The 19514-nt window shown below is 73.7% G+C and carries 17 protein-coding genes and 1 pseudogene; 10 read left to right on the top strand and 8 right to left on the bottom strand.

The features are described from left to right. Nucleotides 1-179 precede the first annotated feature (179 nt). From JE024_RS08050 to JE024_RS08040, 3 genes are all read left to right on the top strand, one after another. Complete coding sequence (locus JE024_RS08050; RefSeq protein WP_205372946.1) at nucleotides 180-1022, top strand: lantibiotic dehydratase C-terminal domain-containing protein; 843 nt, start codon at nucleotides 180-182, stop codon at nucleotides 1020-1022. Nucleotides 1023-1117: 95 nt separating this feature from the next. Beyond that, a complete protein-coding gene (locus JE024_RS08045; protein ID WP_205372945.1) occupies nucleotides 1118-2188 on the top strand; it encodes a 3-dehydroquinate synthase family protein in 1071 nt (356 codons plus the stop codon). 124 nt (nucleotides 2189-2312) lie between these two features. Then, nucleotides 2313-2747: a VOC family protein gene (locus JE024_RS08040; RefSeq protein ID WP_205372944.1), complete on the top strand. Its 435-nt coding sequence runs from the start codon at nucleotides 2313-2315 to the stop codon at nucleotides 2745-2747. A gap of 82 nt (nucleotides 2748-2829) precedes the next feature. Here JE024_RS08040 and JE024_RS08035 read toward each other — a convergent pair whose 3' ends face one another. Genes JE024_RS08035 through JE024_RS08025 form a run of 3 tightly spaced genes read right to left on the bottom strand, consistent with a single transcriptional unit; the run spans nucleotide 2830 to nucleotide 5871 of the window. Then, the gene (locus JE024_RS08035) at nucleotides 2830-3543 is read right to left on the bottom strand and encodes an HAD-IA family hydrolase (RefSeq protein ID WP_205372943.1); all 714 of its coding nucleotides are present in this window, start codon (nucleotides 3541-3543) and stop codon (nucleotides 2830-2832) included. Next, nucleotides 3536-4651 carry a Gfo/Idh/MocA family protein gene (locus tag JE024_RS08030; RefSeq protein WP_205376435.1) on the bottom strand — a complete coding sequence of 372 codons (1116 nt, stop codon included), beginning with the start codon at nucleotides 4649-4651 and terminating at the stop codon, nucleotides 3536-3538. The genes JE024_RS08035 and JE024_RS08030 overlap by 8 nt, the downstream gene beginning before the upstream one ends. A 50-nt stretch (nucleotides 4652-4701) precedes the next feature. Then, entirely contained in the window at nucleotides 4702-5871 is a 1170-nt protein-coding gene (locus tag JE024_RS08025; protein WP_205372942.1) for a DegT/DnrJ/EryC1/StrS family aminotransferase, read from the bottom strand. Nucleotides 5872-6164: 293 nt separating this feature from the next. On the opposite strand from JE024_RS08025, the gene JE024_RS08020 reads away from it, so the two are divergent. From JE024_RS08020 to JE024_RS08005, 4 genes are all read left to right on the top strand, one after another. Further along, entirely contained in the window at nucleotides 6165-6602 is a 438-nt protein-coding gene (locus JE024_RS08020) for a type II 3-dehydroquinate dehydratase (protein WP_147986149.1), read from the top strand. A 53-nt stretch (nucleotides 6603-6655) separates the two neighbouring features. After that, nucleotides 6656-7411: a thioesterase II family protein gene (locus JE024_RS08015; RefSeq protein WP_205372941.1), complete on the top strand. Its 756-nt coding sequence runs from the start codon at nucleotides 6656-6658 to the stop codon at nucleotides 7409-7411. Nucleotides 7412-7427: 16 nt separating this feature from the next. Then, the gene (locus tag JE024_RS08010) at nucleotides 7428-7817 is read left to right on the top strand and encodes a winged helix-turn-helix transcriptional regulator (RefSeq protein ID WP_205372940.1); all 390 of its coding nucleotides are present in this window, start codon (nucleotides 7428-7430) and stop codon (nucleotides 7815-7817) included. A gap of 211 nt (nucleotides 7818-8028) precedes the next feature. Further along, nucleotides 8029-8979, top strand: a complete 951-nt coding sequence (locus JE024_RS08005) for an ROK family protein (RefSeq protein WP_205372939.1) — start codon at nucleotides 8029-8031, stop codon at nucleotides 8977-8979. Between the two features lie 39 nt (nucleotides 8980-9018). Here the strand turns inward: JE024_RS08005 and JE024_RS08000 are convergent, their stop codons facing one another. Beyond that, the gene (locus tag JE024_RS08000; protein ID WP_205372938.1) at nucleotides 9019-9921 is read right to left on the bottom strand and encodes a serine hydrolase; all 903 of its coding nucleotides are present in this window, start codon (nucleotides 9919-9921) and stop codon (nucleotides 9019-9021) included. Between the two features lie 236 nt (nucleotides 9922-10157). After that, a pseudogene (locus JE024_RS07995) lies at nucleotides 10158-11072 on the bottom strand (LysR family transcriptional regulator); the annotation flags it as partial. 138 nt (nucleotides 11073-11210) lie between these two features. Between JE024_RS07995 and bla the strand changes: the two are divergent. Both bla and JE024_RS07985 read left to right on the top strand, forming a co-directional pair. Beyond that, nucleotides 11211-12161, top strand: coding sequence for a class A beta-lactamase (bla, locus tag JE024_RS07990; RefSeq protein WP_205372936.1), 951 nt, complete (start codon nucleotides 11211-11213; stop codon nucleotides 12159-12161). Nucleotides 12162-12438: 277 nt separating this feature from the next. Next, the gene (locus JE024_RS07985; protein ID WP_205372935.1) at nucleotides 12439-13110 is read left to right on the top strand and encodes a DUF4097 family beta strand repeat-containing protein; all 672 of its coding nucleotides are present in this window, start codon (nucleotides 12439-12441) and stop codon (nucleotides 13108-13110) included. Nucleotides 13111-13195: 85 nt separating this feature from the next. Here the strand turns inward: JE024_RS07985 and JE024_RS07980 are convergent, their stop codons facing one another. After that, nucleotides 13196-14080: an AfsR/SARP family transcriptional regulator gene (locus tag JE024_RS07980; protein ID WP_280521549.1), complete on the bottom strand. Its 885-nt coding sequence runs from the start codon at nucleotides 14078-14080 to the stop codon at nucleotides 13196-13198. 410 nt (nucleotides 14081-14490) lie between these two features. Here JE024_RS07980 and JE024_RS07975 point away from each other — a divergent pair, with 410 nt between their 5' ends. Continuing rightward, nucleotides 14491-17316: a helix-turn-helix transcriptional regulator gene (locus tag JE024_RS07975; protein ID WP_205372933.1), complete on the top strand. Its 2826-nt coding sequence runs from the start codon at nucleotides 14491-14493 to the stop codon at nucleotides 17314-17316. An 83-nt stretch (nucleotides 17317-17399) separates the two neighbouring features. On the opposite strand, the gene JE024_RS07970 is transcribed toward JE024_RS07975, so the two are convergent. Then, on the bottom strand, nucleotides 17400-18371 hold the full coding sequence (locus tag JE024_RS07970; RefSeq protein ID WP_205372932.1) for an NAD-dependent epimerase/dehydratase family protein: 972 nt from the start codon (nucleotides 18369-18371) through the stop codon (nucleotides 17400-17402). Continuing rightward, entirely contained in the window at nucleotides 18361-19311 is a 951-nt protein-coding gene (locus JE024_RS07965; RefSeq protein WP_205372931.1) for a ScbA/BarX family gamma-butyrolactone biosynthesis protein, read from the bottom strand. Before JE024_RS07965 ends, JE024_RS07970 begins: the two co-directional genes overlap by 11 nt. Between the last annotated feature and the right edge of the window lie 203 nt (nucleotides 19312-19514).

Genomic DNA, 19514 nt, shown 5'->3' with positions numbered 1-19514 from the left:
CCGGCATGCCCGTAACCCCAGTCGTCCCCCCTACCAGGGCCCTGAATTCGGGCCCGGCCGATATCGGCGCCACAAGGGTGTGGAGGCGTTTTCCGGACGGCCCTAGCATAGGAAAGCGCCCGCGTCGGTCAGACAATATTCCGCACATTCCCGCCGGTGAAAGAATTGAGGTAACCGACATGACGCACCGTTGGCTCCACGCCCGGGTGCCCGCGCCCTACGGGACGGGTAACCACGGCATCTCCCATCCGCAGCCTCCGGAAACACTCCGGGAGCTGATCCGCGACCTGCGGGCCGCCGACCCGTCCAGCAGGTGGTTCTTCCACTGGGGCGAGGCCGGCAAGAATCCCGACATCGGATTCTGGGCCCACTCCGCTTCACCCGAACTGCGCGAGGTGGAGAACAGAATCCGCGCGGAGGTCGTCCCCGCCGGGACGGATTCCCGCATCGAATACCTTCCCCACTCCGAGGGTGCGGCGCCGCACCACCAGGAAGCCTGCGACATCGAATTCGCCGACGACGTCGCGACGGCGTCCAGCGAACTCGCGCTCGCCGTCGCAGGGGAGGCCGCGCTCACCGACAGCGACCTGCTCGCGCTCGCCACCTGGCATCTGCGGCACGTCGTCGCCCTGGTCCCCGAGTCCGGCCGCAAGGGGTTCCTCTTCCAGTGCTGGCAGTTCTGGACCGAGGGGCTCACCCCCGAGCGCCGCACCGAACTGTGCGAACGCAGCCGGCACAGCGCACCCACGCTCGCGGACGGCCTGCCGCCCATGAGCCCCGAGGTCGCCGGTGCCTGGGACGACTACCTGCGCACCCTGCGCCGGGCGGCGGGCGCCTGGGCCGCCGAGGGCGCGCCCGTCAACTACCTGCTGTTCGACCACGCGCACCTCACCCACCGCAGGCTGCGCATCCCCGCGGTCACCGAGGCGCTCGCGGCCCGGACCGTCCGGGCCGTCCTCGGCGAGACGGGCCGGGACACCCAGCCGATCGCCGTGCCCGCCGCGGCGCTCCAGACCGCATGAACCCGCCGCCGGCCCCGGCCCACGGGCCCGGGCCGCCGGCGGTCACCCACGACGGGCCCCGGTCCCCAGGGCCGGGGCCGAGAGAGGAGCTCCCGATGAGTGAGCCGCTGACGGCCGCCCAGGAGGGCGGCCGTCCGGCCGCCGCACCGCCCGCCCACCGGGTCGAGGTGGATCTCGGCGACCGCGCCTACACCGTGCACATCGGCCACGGGGTGCGCGCCCTGCTGCCGGACCTGGTCGCGGCGACGGGCGCACGGCGCGCCGTCGTCGTCTCCGCGCGGCCCGACGGCGCGCTGCCGGACCTGCCCGTGGAGACCCTGCGGCTCCCCGCCCAGGACGGGGAGACCAACAAGACCCTCGCCACCGTGGCCGACCTGTGCGGCGCGTTCGCCCGGTTCGGGCTCACCCGCGGCGATGTGATCGTCTCCTGCGGCGGCGGGACCACCACCGACGCCGTCGGCCTGGCCGCCTCCCTGTACCACCGGGGCACGCCCGTGATCCACCTCCCGACGACCCTGCTCGCCCAGGTGGACGCCAGCATCGGCGGCAAGACCGGGGTGAACCTCCCCGAGGGCAAGAACCTCGTCGGCGCCTACTGGCAGCCCCTCGCGGTCCTGTGCGACACGGAGTTCCTGCGGACGCTGCCCGAACGCGAACGCGTCAACGGCTTCGGCGAACTGGCCCGCTGCCACTTCATCGGGGCCCCGGGCCTCAGCGGCCTTCCGCTGGACGAGCAGATCGCCGCGAGCGTGGGCCTGAAGGCGTCCGTCGTCACCCGCGACGAACGCGACCAGGGCCTGCGGCACGTCCTCAACTACGGCCACACCCTGGGCCACGCCCTGGAGAAGGCCACCGACTACGGCCTGCGGCACGGCGAGGCCGTCGCCATCGGCACCGTCTTCGCGGGCCGGCTCGCCGGCGCGCTGGGCCGCATCGGCGCCGCACGCGTCGCCGAGCACCACGACGTGGTCGCCGGCTACGGCCTCCCCACCGCCCTGCCCGCCGGCGTCGCCCACGAGGAACTCCTCTGGTACATGCGCCGCGACAAGAAGGCCGAGGGCGCCCTCGCCTTCGTCCTGGACGGCCCCGACGGCGCCGAACTCGTCCACGGCGTCCCGGAACCGCTCGTCCTGAGCACCCTGGAGGCCATGCCCGCCGACGCCTGATCCACCGTGCGGAGCGGCCCGTACGCCACGGCGTACGGGCCGCTCCGCGCGCCCCGGCGCGGGCGTCCGCGGCGGGCCGGAAATTGGAGTGATCACCCCCCGGCCCCGCTGTTACGGTGACCCGATGTCTTCGGTCAAGCAGGTCCAGGTCACCTTCGACTGCGCGTCGCCCGAGCGCGTCGCCCGCTTCTGGTGCGAGGTGCTCGGGTACGTCGCCCCGCCGCCCCCGGAGGGGTTCGGCTCCTGGGACGAGTACCACGCGTCCCTGCCGCCCGAGCAGCGCGACACCTGGTTCGCGGCCTCCGACCCGACGGGTGCCGGGCCCCGCTTCTACTTCCAGCGCGTCCCCGAGGGCAAGACCGCCAAGAACCGGGTGCACATCGACGTGCGCGCCGGCACCGGGCTGGTGGGCGCGGAGCGGCTGGCCGTGCTGGAGGCCGAGTGCGCCCGGCTGGTAGCCCTCGGCGCGGTGCACCTGAAGACGCTGTACGCCGACGACGAGAACGAGTCCTGCATCAACATGCAGGACATCGAGGGCAACGAGTTCTGCCTCGACTGAGCGCCCCCCACGGGGCCGCGGGCACGCGCCGGCGGGCCGGGGCACCTCGCCCCGGCCCGCCGCCGTCCCGCGCCCGCTCCGGCTACCGCGGACCGGCTCCCGCCGGCACCGGGACCGCGCAGAGCGACAGCACCTCGGCCGGCTCGCGCAGCACCGCGTCCGGGCCCGCGGCGAGCAGCACCGACTCGTCGACGCCCGCCCAGACGGCCGCCACGGCGGCCACCTTCGCGCCGCGCGCGCTCTGCAGATCGGTGACCGCGTCGCCGATCATCATGGTCTCCTCGGGGCGCGCGCCGAGCACGGACAGCGCGCGCAGCACCATGTCGGGTGCCGGCTTGGGGTCGGCCACCTCGTCCGAGCCGATGACCACGTCGAACAGGGGCAGCAGCCCGAGCTGCCGCAGCAGCGCGCGGGCCCGCTCGCCCGCCTTGCCCGTCGCCACGGCCGTCGGGATGCCGCGGCGGCGCAGTTCACGGAGCATGTCGGCGACGCCGTCGAAGACGGGCACCTCCGGCGCCAGCCGGTAGCTCTCGCGGACGAACGGGGCCTCCATCTCCAGCGGCAGGCCCATGATCCGCATGATGTCGGGGAAGTAGCGGCCGAGGTGCCGGTTGTACTCCGCGAACGGAGCCTCACCGGCGCCCACGACCTCCGTATAGGCGGTGCTGAACGCCTTGCGCATCACCTCGTAGCTGTCGACGATCACGCCGTCGAGGTCGAACACGACCGCGCGGAAGCCCTGTTCGGGCACCGTCGCCGGCCAGACGGGATCCTCACCCGTGAGGGTGTCAGGCATGGTGATCCTCCGTGTTGAGTAGCGTCGAGTGGGGCACCGCCCGCGCCGCCCTTGTGGAGCGCGCGCCGATCCGTGCCCTGCGTGCCGAGCGGTAGATGCGCTCGATCACCGCGATCGTGCGGCGGACCTCGTCCACGGTCCGCCCCTGTGACGCCGGGTCCGCGAGCAGTGCGGGCAGCTCGTCGAGCTGCTGCACGTACTCCGCCCCGATCTCCTCCTGCGGCAGCGGCACCTCGGTCTCCACCCCGTCGCGCACCAGCGTCAGCGTGGACCGCTTGATCCGGTTGGGACTGAAGCCGAAGGTGCACCGCAGGGTCGCGCTGCCCGCACTGCCGTCGACCCGGATCCGGGTGACGTCGTACGGCTCGTGCGACGCCCAGCTCGCCCGGATGGCCACGGACACGCCGTCCTCGGTCACCAGGAAGCCGCGCGCCGTGTCCTCGACGTCGCCGCTGCCGGTCGCCCTGGGCGCGTCGTGCCGCCAGGCGGCCCCCGCGGAACCGCTGTTGACGAAGTCGTCCGAGACCGTGCCCACGGCCTGGTCGAACCCGACCGGTCCGAGGATCGGCCCCACCGTGTCCAGCAGATGCCAGCCCAGGTCCACCAGCGCGCCGCCGCCCGCGAACTGACGCTGGGTGAACCAGCCGCCCGCGTCCGGCACCCCGCGCGCCCGCACCCAGGACAGCTCGACGTGCCGCAGCTCGCCCAGCTCCCGGTCGATCAGCCGCCGCAGCGCCAGCACATCCGCCCGGTAGCGCGCCGCGCTGCCGGCGAGCAGCACCGCGCCGCCGGCCTGTTCGGCCTCCGCCAACTGCTCGGCCTCCGCGGAGTTCAGGCACACCGGCTTCTCCAGGAAGACCGGCACACCCATGCGGAGCAGCCGGCAGGCCACCGCGCTGTGCAGGTGGTTGGGCACCGCCACCACCGCGAGATCCGTGCCGTCGCGGCTCAGCTCCGACACGTCGGCCAGCAGCCGGGTTCCCGTCCTGTCCTGCGGAACCTCGGCGCGGGCCGCCGGATTCGGATCGACCACGGAGGTCACGGCGAACGCGGGATGCCGGCGCAGTCGGGGGAGCCAGATGGACTTCGCGGCCCAGCCCAGTCCCACCACGCTCGTGCGGACCGGGGCTCCCGGTCCTCGTGCGCTCACCTGGCCGTTCACGTGCGCGCGACCTCCTCGGCGACGACCTGCGCGATGGCGTGCATCTGCTCCTCGGTGCCCAGCAGGCTCCGGTGGTGCACCCAGACGCAGTCGGCGTTGATGGCCTCCGTCACCGGGCAGCGGGCGGCGACCTGCTCGACGGTCTCGGCGGGGGCGGCGTACTCCCAGAAGCCGTCCGAGCGGTAGATCGCCCGGAACGCGATGAACGCCGGCACCCCGCGGGCGACGAGCCGGTCGACGAGCGCGTTGCGGTTCTCCTCGGAGATGCCGGGGATCCGGAACATCTGCATGTAGTGCGGGTTGACGTTGACCCGCTCGTCACGGCGCTGCGGCACCACACCGGGGATCTCGGCCAGCAGGCCCGCCAGCAGCGGGGCGCGCTGCTCACGCGTGGCGATCTGCTCGTCGAGCCGCCCGAGCTGGGCGCGCAGCACGGCCGCGGAGAACTCGTTCATCCGGAAGTTGGAGCCGGACGTCTGGTGGAAGTACCGGCGGTCCGTCGCCGGCCGGCCGCAGCTGTGCCGCAGGAACGCCTCCTGGTACGACGCCTCGTCGGGGAAGGTGACCGCGCCGCCCTCGCCGGCCGTCATCAGCTTGCCGTTCTGGAAGCTGAACGCGGCGATCGAGCCCAGCTCGCCCGCCTTGCGGCCCTCCCACTCCGCGCCGTGCGCGTGCGCGGCGTCCTGGATCAGCGGCACACCGGTGTCCGCGGACACCTTGCCCAGCGCGTCCATGTCCGCGAAGTGGCCCGCCATGTGCACCGGCATGATCGCCTTGGTGCGCGGCGTCACCGCCGCGGCCGCGGCCTCCGGGTCGAGGCAGTACGTCTCGGGGTCCACGTCCACCGGCACCGCCACGGCACCCAGACGCTGGGCCGCCTGCGAGGAGGAGATGAAGGTGAACGCCGGGACGATGACCTCGCTGCCCTGGTCGACGCCCAGCACCTGGAGGGCGAGCTCCAGCGCGTGGGTGCCGTTCGTCACGGCGAGCGCGTACGGGGCGCCGTGCCGGTCCGCGAACTCGCGCTCGAAGGAGTCGACCTCGCTGCCGCCCATGCGCCACCACTGCCCCTGGTCCAGGGCGCGGACGAGATTGGTGCGCTCCTCGTCGCCGTAGCGCGGCCACCGCGGCAGATCCGCGAGAAGCTGCTCCACACGATCATTCATGGTGATCCATTCCTTTTCCGGGGATGAATTCGAACCGGAGAGCCTGGAATTGAGCCGAGGATGCACGATATTGTTCCGGAACTCCTCGGCCGGCAGCGCATTCTCATCCGGGGAATATCACGCTACCGCGCACAGGACACCGGATCCCATCCCCTAACGGGTCCCCTGACACCCCCCTCAGTCTGGGCCTACGGGCCCCTTCGCAGCCGTGCGCGCATTACCGTGCTGCTACAACTTCAGGGACGGAAAAAGCGTGAAGTCCGGTATCCCTGAACCGCTGTGCGAGGTGAATCATGAGCGCGATCCTCCTGTTGAACGGGCCCAATCTCGGAATACTCGGGCAACGTCAGCCCGAGGTGTACGGCACCGACAGCCTGGCCGACATCGAGCACGCCGTGGCCGAGGAGGTCGCCGGGCCGGACTGGAAGGTCATCTCGGTCCAGCACGACTCCGAGGGCGACCTGGTCCGGGCCGTGCACGAGCACTACGACACGGTCGGCGCCATCGTGAACCCCGGTGCCCTGATGGTGGCCGGCTGGAGCCTGCGCGACGCGCTGGCCAACTACCCCCGGCCCTGGATCGAAGTGCACCTGTCCAACGTCTGGGCCCGCGAGCAGTGGCGGCACGAGTCGGTGATAGCCCCGCTGGCGTCGGGCGTCGTCGTCGGCCTCGGCGCGCTCGGCTACCGGCTCGGCGCCCGCGCCCTGCTCGCCCTCACCGGAGAGGTGTAGAACCCCGCACGGCCCCGGCCCCGGTCGCCACCCCACCGCCCCCAGGAGTCCCCATGAAGGCCACGGCCACCTGCACGCAACAGTGGATCCGGCGCTACCACCCGAAGCCCGAACGCCGCATGACCCTGGTCGCACTGCCCCACGCGGGCGGCTCCGCGAGCTGGTTCCACCCCCTGTCCGCGCGCCTCGGCCCCGACATCGAGCTGCTCGCCGTGCAGTATCCGGGCCGGCACGACCGCAGACACGAGGAACCGGTCGAGGACATAGGCACCTTCGCCGACCGGATCACGGAGGCCCTGATGCCGTGGGACGGGCCGGTCGCCCTGTTCGGCCACAGCATGGGCGCGACCATCGCCTACGAGGTCGCCCGCCGGATCGAGGCCGGCGGCGGCTCCCCGGCCGCGCTGATCGTGTCCGCCCGCCGGGCGCCCTCCGCCGTGCGCGACGACCGCTTCCACGAACTCGACGACGAGGCCCTGCTGCGGGAGATGCGCGTACTCGGCGGCAGCGACGCGGCGATGGACCTCGACGAGGAACTCGTCCGGCTCACCCTCCCCGTGCTGCGCAGCGACTTCCGCGCGGTCTCCGCCTACCGGTGCGCCGCCACCGTCCCGCTCGGCTGCCCCGTCACCGCACTGCTCGGCGACAGCGACCCGCGGGTCACGGCCGACGAGGTCGGCGCATGGGCCCGCCACACGTCCGGGGAGTTCTCCCTGCACGTCTTCGGCGGCGGCCACTTCTACCTCGCGGACCACCAGGAGGCCGTCACCGGCCTCGTCCGATCCACCCTCGAACCCCATATGAGCTGAAGGAGGCCCACGCACCATGTCTCTGCGAGACGCGGCCGTGGCACCGCTGTCACGGAACGAGCCCACCCGTCCGGGCGCGCTGGAGGAGGCCCTCGACCGCGTGAGCGGCAAGTGGACGATCCCGATCCTGTCGGCCGTCCGCCGCCCTCTGCGCTTCACCCAGCTGGAACGCTCGATGCACGGCATCAGCAGGCGGATGCTCACCCTGACCCTGCGCAGCCTGGAGCGCGACGGGCTCGTGGTGCGCACGGTCCACCCGACCGTGCCGCCGAAGGTGGAGTACGTCGTCAGCGAGCCCGGCCAGGAACTCCTGGACAGCCTCGCGCCCCTCATCGCCTGGGCGGAACGCAACCGCCCCCTCGTCGAGGGCGCCCGCTGCGCCTACCGGGACCGCGACGTCGCCTGAAGCCCGTCGCACCGCGCACTCCGAGGTCGGGTGCCACCGTTCAGTCCGAGGTCCGGTGCCACCGCCCGGCCCGACCTCCGTCCCACCGCCAGGCCGGCACCGGTGTCACACTGCCCGGCCCGAACCACCTGTCCCACCGCCCCGCCCGACCCCCGTCACACCGCTCGGTGCGGCACCTCGCCACACCGAACCCATATGCAGGGAGACGACGTTGAGTTTTCTGGGAATCGACGTGGGCGGCACCAAGGTGGCCCTCCGGCCCGCCCCGGCCGCGCCCGGAACCCCGGCCGGGCCCGACACGGTGGTCCGGTGGCCGGACCCGGGCGACGCCGAGGCCGACATGCGGACGCTCGCCGACGCCGTCCGCCGCGCCTGCGCCGGACAGCCCGGTCCGGTGACGGCGGTGGGCGTGGCCGTGCCCGCCACGCTGGACGCGGCGGGACGCGTACGCGGCTGGCCCAACCGGCCCTCCTGGCAAGGACTCCACCTGCGGGACCGGCTCGCCGCCATGCTGCCCGGCGCCCTGGTGCGCACGGCCGACGACGGCGACCTCGCCGCGCTCGCGGAGGCGGACGCGGCCGGCTGCCCGGACCTGGTGCACATCGGGGTGGGCACCGGCATCGGCGGCGGCATCGTGCTGGGCGGCCGGCTCTGCCCGGGGCCGGACCGAGGGTCCTGCGAGGTCGGCCATGTCGTCGTCGACCGGATGGGGGAGCGCTGCGACTGCGGCCGCCGCGGCTGCGTGCAGTCCGTCGCCTCCGGCCGCACCGTCCTGCGGCGCGCCGCCGAACGGGCGGGCCGCGAGGTCGGCTTCGAGGAACTGCGGCAGGCGTGGACGGACGGCGAGGCGTGGGCCGTCGCCCCCGTCACCGACGGGGCGATGGCCGTCGCCGCCGCGGCCGTCAGCCTCGCCGAACTGGTCCACCCCCGGCTGGTCACCGTCGGCGGCGGGTTCGCCGACGGCATGCCCGGCTACGTGGACGAAGTCGCGCGCTGGGCCGGTGAACTGGGCCGCCGTCCCGGCCCGGAGCTCACCGTCCGGCCCGCCGCCCTCGGCGGTCTCTCCTCCCTCGACGGCGCCGTCCTGCTCGCCCGCACCGCCGCGGGCGACCGCGCCCTCGCGGTGGACGCCCCCGTGCCGGCGGACGCCCTCGCGGCGTGAGCGCGCCCGCGGTGCCGTACGCGACGTCCCGGACGCGGCCTAGAGCTGTCTGAGGTGGTCGCGCAGCGTGCGGGCCGCCTGGCCCATGAGCGCGTCGGCACCGGGCTGGGAGGCCGCGGGCACCAGTGACTCGGTCAGCACGGCGACGGCGAACGCCCCGCCGTCCGCGTGCTCGACGACACCGATCTCGTGCCGCAGGTTGAGCAGCGTCCCCGTCTTGGACCACCAGGTCGTGGCGTCGGACGCGAAGTCCGGGGTGAGCCGCTGCCGTAGCACGTTGTGCAGCATCAGGCCCCGCACGGACTCCGCCGTAGGGGCCGGGATCGCCACCGGCGCCCACAGGGCCGCCAGCAGATCGACCCAGGCCCGCGCGCTTCCGGTGTTGGCACGGGTGGTGTCGAGCTGCGGTACGCGGTGGCCGCGGCCACTGGTGCCCGCGTCGATCGCCAGGGCGTGGGCGAGGTGGGCCTGGCCGGTGCCGAAGCGTTCCACCGGGGTGTCGGACAGCTCGTCCACGGTGTGCCGCACGGAGATGCCCCGGACGCCGAACTCCCGCAGTATGGCGTTGACCTGGGCGGGCGGCGTGAGCTCGAACAGGGCGTCGGCCGCCCTCTCGTCGCTCAGACAGGTGCTCAGGTAGAGCAGGTCGTCCACGGCGATCCGCGCGGGGTGGCGGAAGCGGGTCAGCCCGGTGGGGCCGGGGGCGGTACTGCGCCCGGGGCGCACGTCGAGCGTGGCCGCCCCGTCGAGTTCACCCCGCCGCACCCGCTCCGCCGTCGCCAGGGCGAGCGGGACCTTGACCAGCGAGGCCGAGGGCAGCGCCGTGTCCGCGTCGATGCCCACCTCGTCCCCGCTGTGCAGATCCCGCACCAGCACACAGCCGCGCAGTCCGCCCTCCCGCAACTGCCGCCGCACCTCACCGATCAGCACTTCCGTACTCACTCGGCCGCCCCTTCCCCGCTCGTTCCCTGCCCCGCCCCCGCCCCCGCCCGCGCCCCGCCCGGATCCCGCCCCCGCACGCGGTTCGGCTCCGGCGCCCGGGCCCGCTCCTGCACGCGGTTCCGTCCTTGCACCCGGCCCTGCCCCTGAACGCGGTTCGGCTCCGGCGCCCGGGCCCGCTCCTGCACCGGGACCCGCTCCCGCACCCCGCCCGGCCCCGCCACCCGGTCCCGCGCGGCTTCCGCGCCCCCGGCGTGGTCCTCCGCGCCGAGGCAGCGGGCGAGCGCGGCGCCCAGGCGCCGCACCACCACCCGCGGATCCCCGTCGCCGGCCACGGCGAGGGCGAAGCCCCGGACGAGCCGGATCCCGCCCACCGCCCGCCAGTGCAGCCCCAGTTCCGCCGCCTGCGCGGACGAGCACAGCAGCAGGTCGCCGCCGCACAGCACCTCCGCAGCGGCACTCGTCAGGTCCGTCGCGGTCGCGAGCTGCGCCGGTCGCAGTCCCACCGCGTCCCGCAGCCGGGTCAGCGGGTCCCGGATGTGCGGGACGTCGTCCTCCGGCTGGATCCACACCCGCCGCGCCGGTCCCGCCGAGGCCCGTCCGACGCGCAGGGTCTCCAGGTAGACGCGGTTCACCCCCGGGTCGTGCGCGCCGGCGAGCCCGAGCGGCGTCGACCACGCGGCCTCGTCGCAGGGCACGGCCAGCACGGCCGCGCGCACCTGCTGGGCGTGCACCAGGTCCCTGCGCTCCGCCGGTGGCGCCACCCGCAGGTCGAGGGCGATCTCGTGCGCACGGGCCTCGGCGACCAGCCGCGCCAGGGCCCCGGTGGTGCAGATGCCGGGCACCGCGAGGCGCCACGGCTTGCGCCGGGCGGCCTCCGCCTCGTGCAGCAGCACATCGGCCGCGCGCACCAGCGCCCGCGCCGCGGGCAGCAGGTCCCGGCCGAACGGCGTCAGCACGGCACGCCGCGAGGTGCGTTCGAAGAGCTGCTCACCGACGTGCTCCTCCAGCGCGGCGACCCGACGGCTGGCCACCGGCTGGGACATCCGGGCCGCGGCGGCGCCGACGGTGAAACTGCCGTGCTCGCTGACGCTGACGAAGGCGCGACTCGCTGCCACCAGATCCACGGACCGCACCCTATGCGGATTCGGCATGGAACCGCGCATGCGGGCATTGGACGGTATGACGCGGGCGGGCGAGGGTGAGCGGGTACTCATGACCACTCACCGGGACGGGGCGTACGCCCCGTCCCCTATGCGCCCCTGCCCGAGGGGCGCCCGGAGGTTCGGACCATGCAGCACATCGCCCGCACCAGGCGCACCGTCGCCGGGGTGCTCGCCGCGCTCGTCCTCGTCCCGCTCACCTCGTGCGCGGACGGCTCGGCCGGTGCCTCGTCGGCCCCGGCCCGCGAGGCCGCGCGGCCGCCGGCCCAGGTGACCGGCGCGAGTGCGACCACCGGGTCGCACACCCGCGCGTTCAAGGCCCTGGAGCGCGCCTTCGACGCGCGGCTGGGCGTCTACGCGATCGACACCGGCACGGGGGAGGAGATCGCCTACAACGACCGCGAACGCTTCCCCTACGCCTCCACCTTCAAGGCGCTGGCCGCCGCCGCGGTCCTGGACGAGTACGGCGTGCGCGGGATGGACCGGCTGATCCGCTACACCGAGGACGACCTGGTGGACCCGTCCCCGGTCACCGAGGACCACGTCGGCACGGGGATGACGCTGGGGGAGCTCTGCGACGCGGCCGTCCGCTTCAGCGACAACACCGCCGGCAACCTCCTCCTCGCCGAACTGGGCGGCCCCGCGGGCCTGGACGCGAAGCTGGAGGACCTCGGTGACGACGTGACGCAGATGGACCGCATCGAGCCGGAACTCGGCGACTGGGCCCCCGGCGACACCCGTGACACGAGCACCCCCCGGGCGCTCACCCACGACCTCCGCACATACGTCCTCGGGGACGTGCTGAAGAAGGGCGAGCGCGACCGGCTCACCACCTGGCTGCGCACCAACACCACCGGCGGCGAGACCATCAGGGCCGGTGTGCCCGACACCTGGGTGGTCGGCGACAAGACCGGGACCGCCCTCACCTACGGCGGCCGCAACGACATCGCCGTGGTGTGGCCCCGGGGCGGCGCCCCGATCGTGATGGCGATCCTCACCAACCGGCCCGCGAAGGACGACAAGCACGACAACGCGCTGATCGAGCGCGCCGCGTCCGTGGTGGCCGGGGCGCTCTCGTAACACGGCGCCGGCCGCGCGGCCGGCGCAGGCGCGGGCCCGGGCCCGGGCGGACCTCCGCCCGGGCCCTTCCGCGTCCCGCCTGCTCCGCGCAGGTGCGTTCAGCTTCAATTCATTGCAACGCAACCTTGTCTGACGTTGCGTTAATTCCATCTTTGTTGCAACGATTGCATGGCTCTGAGCTGCAATAACACCGTTAACATGCAACGAATGCGTTGCCCGAACCTCGAATGCAACGTAGCTTTCTCTCATCGGAAACAAACACCCGAAGGAGAGCACGATGCAGAACTTCACCACCCCCGCCCCGATCGCCGCCGTCCTCGACATCCCCGCCGGAACCATCCGGTTCATCGCCGCCGACCTCGCCGAGACCACCGTCGAGGTCCTGCCGGCGAACGCCTCCAAGAGCCGGGACGTGAAGGCCGCGGAGCGGACCGGCGTCGCCTTCGCGGGTGGTGTCCTGCGGATCACGGCCCCCGAGGCGGCGCATCAGATCCTCGGCGACTCCGGCTCCGTGGAGGTGACGGTCCGTCTCCCCGCCGGCTCCCGCGTCGAGGCGAAGGCCGCGGCCGCCGAGTTCCACGGGACCGGACGCCTCGGTGACGTCGTCCTCGAAGCCGCGCAGGGCTCGGTGCGGCTGGACGAGACCGCGACCGCCCGGCTCGCCCTTCTCGCGGGGGACGTCGTGGTCGGCCGGCTGGCCGGCTCCGCCGAGATCAGCACCCAGAAGGGTGACATCCGGATCGGCGAGGCGGTGCACGGCACCGTGACCCTGCGCACCGAGCACGGCGGGATCACCGTCGACGCCGCCGCCGGCGTCTCGGCCTCCCTGGACGCGGGCACCTCCTACGGCCGGGTGCACAACACCCTGAAGAACACCGACGGCTCGGCCGCCGGCCTGGCCATCCACGCGACCACCGCCTACGGCGACATCACCGCCCGCAGCCTCTGATCCGCCACGACCGAGCAGGACACACCGGTGGGGCCCCGACGATGTCGGGGCCCCACCGGTGTGTCCTGCCGTCGCCGGGCCGGTCTCAGCGCCGCCCGTGCGTGGTGGAGCGCGGGCGGCGCCCCCGGGGGCCGGCCGTCGCGAGGCGGCTGCACCGGGCGACGCTGCGGGGCGCGGGGATCGTCCGCGACAGGCAGGGGGCCGCTTCGGGGAGCAGGGACGGGTCGTGGTTGAGGATCGCCAGCTCCAGCTCGCGCAGCTCCCGCCCCGGGTCGAGGCCGAAGTCGTCGAGCAGGGCGCCGCGGGTGCGCTGGTAGGCGGCGAGCGCGTCGTGCTGCCGGCCGCAGCGGTAGAGCGCCCGCATCAGCAGACCGCACAGCCGCTCGCCGGCGGGCTGTGCCGCGGCCATCTCCTCCAGTTCGCCGAGGATCTCGTGGTGCCGGCCCTGGTCGAGCGACTCCTGGGCGCAGTCCTCGAAGACGGAGAGCCGGGCCCCCTCCAGTGCGCTGAGCTCGGGCCAGGACACGCCGGTCTCGGTGAGGTCCGCGAGCACCGGTCCGCGCCACAGGTCGAGCGCGGACCGCAGCTGCGCGAGCCCCGACTCCCGGTCACCCGAGGCGAGTTCGGCGCGGCCGGCGTCCACGAGGAGCCGGAAGCGGCCCAGGTCGAGGAGCGCGGTGTCGACGGTCAGGCGGTAGCCCGGGGGGCAGGTCGACAGGGTGACCGGGCCGTCGGGGCCGCTGTGGCGGTCGATGATCTTGCGCAGTCCCGACACGGCGTTCTGCACCATCTTGCGCGAGGTGGCGGGAGTTTCGTATCCCCACAGCGCGTGCATCAGTTTGCTGGTGGGGACGACTTCATTTGCGTGCAGCAGAAGAAATGCCGCGATGGCACGGTGATTGAAGCCACCGAGGGCGACGGGGGCGTCGCCTGAATAGGCTTCGAGAGGGCCCAATAAATTGAATCGCACGCTGGCTCACTCCAGCCGAAGTCGAGTTCCTGGTACGCCTCCTCAGCGTCACCCCTACAGTAAACAAACCGATCGCCCCGTTTGTCAAGCGACCCGGACGACCGTCTCGCACTGTGACGCAACTTCGAGGGAAACCCCAGCTCGTGGCTGTCCGCTGACGCGCCGTCGGTGGATGTGCGTCCCCCGTGCACCTGCTTCAAGATCACCCGGAAGGGCCGGCCTTCCCGACGCGGTCACCCGATCGCCACGGCCCCGGTGGACGGCCGTTGGACGGACAATGGACAGGGAAAAACCGTCCGCCCCTGACCGGTTGCTAGCTTCCGAACTGCCGCCCGTGCGACGGGAAAAGGAAAAACGAATCGCCTGGCGGCGTGAGATCCTGCAGACCTGTCAGAACGGGAGGGTGGCCAGTGGAACTGGTCGAACGCGCCGAGCAGGCGATGCATCTGAAACACCTTCTGGCGCAATCCGGAGCCAGAAAGGGAAAGGTCGTTCTGCTGGACGGCCCGTCCGGCAGCGGCAAGACCGAACTGCTGCGCCAGGTCGCCGATCACGCCGCCGACACCGGCTGCCTGGTCCTGCGGGCCGCGTGCTCCCGCGCCGAGAGCGCCCTGCCCCTCGGGGTGCTGGGACAACTGCTGCGCAGTGCGCCGATCGCGGGCGAGCGGGCCGCCGAACTGGACCTGCTGCTGCGGCGCGCGGGGGAGGAGCCCGCCGCCGGCGCCACCGGTGACATCGGCGCACCCGGCCAGGAGGCACCCATCGGCACCGGGCTCGCCCGGGTGCTCCACGACATAGCGCAGGCGCTGCTGTCCCTCGCCGACGACGCGACCGTCCTGGTGACGATCGACGACATCCGCCACGCCGACCGGCTGTCCCTGGACTGCCTGCTCTACCTGTGCCGGCGCACCGGTTCGGCCCGGATGACGGCCGTCCTGACCGACGACTCCGAACTCCCCGACGGCCCGGCGGTGTTCCGCACCGAGCTGCTGGACCAGCCGCACGCCGCCCGGACGCGGCTCGCCCCGCTCTCCGAGGCCGGGGTCGCGGCCATGCTCGCCGCCCACCTCGACCGGCCGAGCGCGGAACGCCTCGCGCCCGAGTTCCAGGCCATCGCGGCGGGCAACCTGTTGCTCCTGCACGCCCTGCTGGAGGACCACCTGGAGACCGGCGGTGTGCGGCGAGAGGGCTACGGCCGTGCCGTGCTGCGCCAGCTCAGCCGCGCGGAGGCCTCGGTGACCGCCGTGGCCAGGGCACTGGCCGTACTGGACACCGCGACGACCCCCGAGCGCCTCGCGCGTCTGTCCGGCCTCGACGGCGCCGTCGCCGACGCGGCGCTGCGCGCCCTGCGGGCCGCCGGGCTCGTGCACGGCACGGGCTACCGGCACGACATCGCCCGGCAGAGCATCCTCGACAGGATCCCCGCCGACGAGCGCGCGGCCCTGCGCGTCCGGGCCGCGGAACTCCTCTACGAGCAGGGCGCCCCCGCCCCGGAGACGGCCAGGCTGCTCGTCGACGCCGCCGCCCCCGCGGGGCCGTGGAGTGTGGACGTGCTGCTGGAGGCCGCCGAGCAGGAGCTCATCGCCGGGCGGGCGCACCGGGCGGCCGAGGCGCTGGAGGCGGCGCTGACCGCGGACCACGAGACGCCCGCCGACCGGGCCGCCGTCGAGTCCCGGCTGGTCCAGGTGCGCCGGCTGTCGGACCCCGCGACGGCCGAGCACCACCTCACCGCCCTCACCGAGGCCGCCCGCGCCGGGGACGTGGGTCCGGCGCACACCGTGGACCTCGTCCGCCAGCTCCTGTGGCAGGGGCGCTCCGCCGAGGCCCGCGAACTGCTCGGCGGACTGCGCGAGACGGAGCTGGACCCGCACGGCGAGGACGCGGCCCTGCTGCACGACACGGAGCAGTGGATCGCCTGGACCCACCCCACCGTCGCGCGCCGCGCCCGCAGACCCGGGCCGCCCGCGGCCGCGGGCGCCGGGCGGCCCCCCGCCCCCGGGCGCGCCGAGCCGTGGAGCCGCCCCACCGCGGTGCTGGCCGGGGCGCTCGTCGGCGGCCGTGCGCACGAGGTGGTCGACCGGGCCGAGCAGGTGCTGCGCGACCGCGGTCCCAGCTACGACATCACCTGGCCCGAGGAGCCGGCGCTGCTCGCCCTCGGCGTGCTGCTGTGCGCCGACAGGCCGGACGCCGCCGCCTGGTGCGACCGGCTGCTGAGCGAGGGACACACCCCGTACTCGCCCACCTGGATGGCACTGCTCTCGGCGACCCGCGCCGAGGCCGCCGTCCGCCTCGGCGACCTCACGGCGGCCGTGGACCACGCCCAGCTCGCCCTCGGCCATGTGACGCCCAACGCCTGGGGAGTGGCGCTCGGCGCCCCGCTGGGCAGCCTGGTCCTCGCGACCACCCGCATGGGCCACTACGACGAGACGGAGTCGTACCTGACGCGCTCCGTCCCGAAGGCCATGTTCGAGACGCGCTACGGCCTCCACTACCTGCACGCCCGCGGGCAGTTCCACCTCGCGACCGGTCACCACCACGCGGCCCTCGCGGACTTCCTCGCCTGCGGCGAGCGGATGCGGGGCTGGGGCATCGACGTACCGGGCATCGTGCCGTGGCGGACCAGTGCCGCCGAGGCGTGGCTCGCCCTCGGCAACCGGGAGCAGGCGGCCCGTCTCGCGTACGACCAGCTCGGCCGGCCGGGCACCGACGGCGCCCGGGCCAGGGCAGGCGCGCTGCGGGTCCTGGCCGTCGGCGGTCCCGTCGGACGGCGCCCGCAGATGCTCGCCGAGGCGCTCGAACTCTTCGAGCAGTGCGGGGACCGCTACGAGCAGACCCGGGTGCTGGCCGACCTCAGCGAGGCGTACCACCAGCTCGGCGACAACCGGCGGGCGCGGACCCAGGCCCGGCGCGCACGCCACCTGGTCGGCCTGTGCGGCGCCGCGCCGCTCAACGAGGCGCTGCTGTCGTTCCTCGACGAGGGCGACGACACGTCCGGCTCGCCGGTGCCCTCGCCGGAGAGCGCGCTGCTGACGGGATCCGAACGGCGGGTCGCCGCCCTCGCGGTCGGCGGCTACACCAACCGGGAGATCGCGGTGAAGCTGTTCATCACCCCGAGCACGGTGGAGCAGCACCTGACCCGCGTCTACCGCAAGCTGGGGGTGCGCTGCCGCAAGGACCTCCCGGTCGAACTCACCCTGAGCGGTGCGGAGACGGTGAACGCCGGCGGGCAGGCATGACAGGGCGGGGCGGCCCGCCGAAGCGGACCGCCCCACCCTGTGCCACCCGCCGGGGCGGGCCACCGGCCGCCGGCCGTGGGCCGTCAGACGATGTGCAGACCCGCCAGATGCCTGCGGTACCACGGCAGACCGGGTACCAGCCCGGCGGCGAAGCCGGGTCCGGGCGTCAGGCCCAGCCGGGCCCACACCCCGTTGCTGTCGTACCAGTGGTCCTCGGTGAGCAGGGCGTGCTGATGGGCGGAGAGCTGCGGCAGGACCCGCGCCGTCAGCTCCCGGTGCGCCCGCCGGGAGAGGTCCGAGGTCGGCGGGGCGATGCCGAGGTGACGGCACAACTGCCCCACCACCGTACGGAACATCACCGGGCGGGGATGGTTCACGTGGTGGATGCCGCCGTGCTCGCCGGACCAGTCCCGCTCGGCGAAGGCCGCCACCACCCGGGCCAGGTCCCGCACCCCGACGAGCGAGGCCCGGGCGCTGCCGCCGTCGGCCCACACCGGGACCTTGCGCAGCAGCCGGCACACGGTGGGCACGAACCACTTGTCGCCCGGCCCGTAGACGAGGTGGGGCCGCAGCACGATCCCCCCGCCGTCGAGCACGATGGCCTCGGCCGCCAGCCGCGAGGTGCTGGCCGGGGAGACGGGCGCCGCGGCCAGCCGGCCCTCGGCCGCGCCCCGGTGCGGGCCGTGGCCGTACACGGATGCGGTGGAGACGTAGAGCAGGCGGCCGGTGCCGGCCGCCCGCGCGGCGGCGGCGAGTGCGGCGGTGCCGCGTTCGTTGACGGCTTCGCACTGGGTCCGGTCGCGTCCCACGTAGCTGGCCAGATGCAGGACGGTGCCGACGCCGTCACAACACCCTTCGAGACTTGCCGGATCGAGAAGATCGGCGGGTATCCTCCGCGCACCCGCAGATGTCATCCAGTCGGGCAGTGGCCGGCGGGCGAGGACGCGCACGTCGCGTGCGCCGCCGCCGGACGGTGTGAGCAGCTCGCGGACGACCGCGCTGCCGATGAACCCCGTTCCCCCCACGACCAGGACCGCGCCCCGTTCAGCTAGCAAGGACCTTGACCCTGCACGTGCCGACGGTGGCGCCGGCCTGGTCGAAGCGCACGTCGACCGTCCGCGGGCCGGTGACCGGGTCGGTGCCGGCGACCGCGGTCACCAGGCAGGCGCTGTCGAACTCGACGTACTGGTCGAACGCCGCCTCGCAGGAGACCGCGAGACCGTCCGGGTCCTGGACGACGGCGAGCGCCGCCTGCCGGGCCGCCTCCATCAGCACCATCCCCGGCACATGGTCGACGGGGTGGTCGAAGAGGACGGGGTGGTCCTGGTCGGCGCGCAGGGTCCAGACGCGGTCGATGCCCGTCGCGCCCAGCACCACGTCGGACGCGCAGCGGCGGCCGACCAGTTCGGGGGTGACGGCCTCGGGAAGAGCGCGCCGTACGGGTGCGGTGGCACCGAGGGCGCGCTCACCTCTGACTCTCCCGTAGACCGCGGGGGGCAGGCAGCTCAGGGTCACCTCGCCGGAGCCCACGACGACGCCGTCGCGGCTGCAGTCGACCCGCGCGGTGTAGCCGCTGACGGTCTTGCCGCGGCGCTTGAGGTCGTCGCACCGCACGTCGAGCAGCACGTGCGCGGGACGGCCGGTGAGCAGAGCGCCGTCCGGGTCGATGTCGTGCGAGACGGTGTGGGAGAGGAAGTGGTAACCGATCGGTACGTCGTACGCCTCGTGCGAGATGAGCAGCAGTGCCTGGCGAATCGATTCGGCGAGCAGCATCGGGTCGTGCCGGCGGCCGGCGACCGGACCGTAGTAGCTGTGGCTGCGGGGCCACTGGGCGCCGACGCGGAAGTGCTCGGGTGCTATGCGCTGTATGCCGGTGACGAAGACCTCGGAGACGGCGGCGCGGTGGACTAAGGTCCGGGGCACCGTCTGGAGGAAGAGCTCGGGAGCGTCTGCGGACGAGAGATCCGCCGGGTGCATCAGGGTAGCAACGCGCATCAGGGCCTCCTGAAGGTGAGTTGAGCAGCACGGATGACGGGCTGGAACACGAGAGGCTCGGTGGAGCGATGGAGAAAACAATACCAGTTAGTTGGTTTTTTACGAGGGGTGTGAGCAAAATTGGACTATGCAGCGGCCGCGGTGCTCGCGTGGGGCGGGCAGAGGGGCACCGGTGGTCCGTGAGGAATTTCGGGAGGTTGGAA

It is taken from the genome of Streptomyces zhihengii (genome assembly GCF_016919245.1).
In the GTDB taxonomy this organism is placed as follows: domain Bacteria; phylum Actinomycetota; class Actinomycetes; order Streptomycetales; family Streptomycetaceae; genus Streptomyces; species Streptomyces zhihengii.
This window is presented reverse-complemented; position numbering and strand designations above follow the sequence as displayed.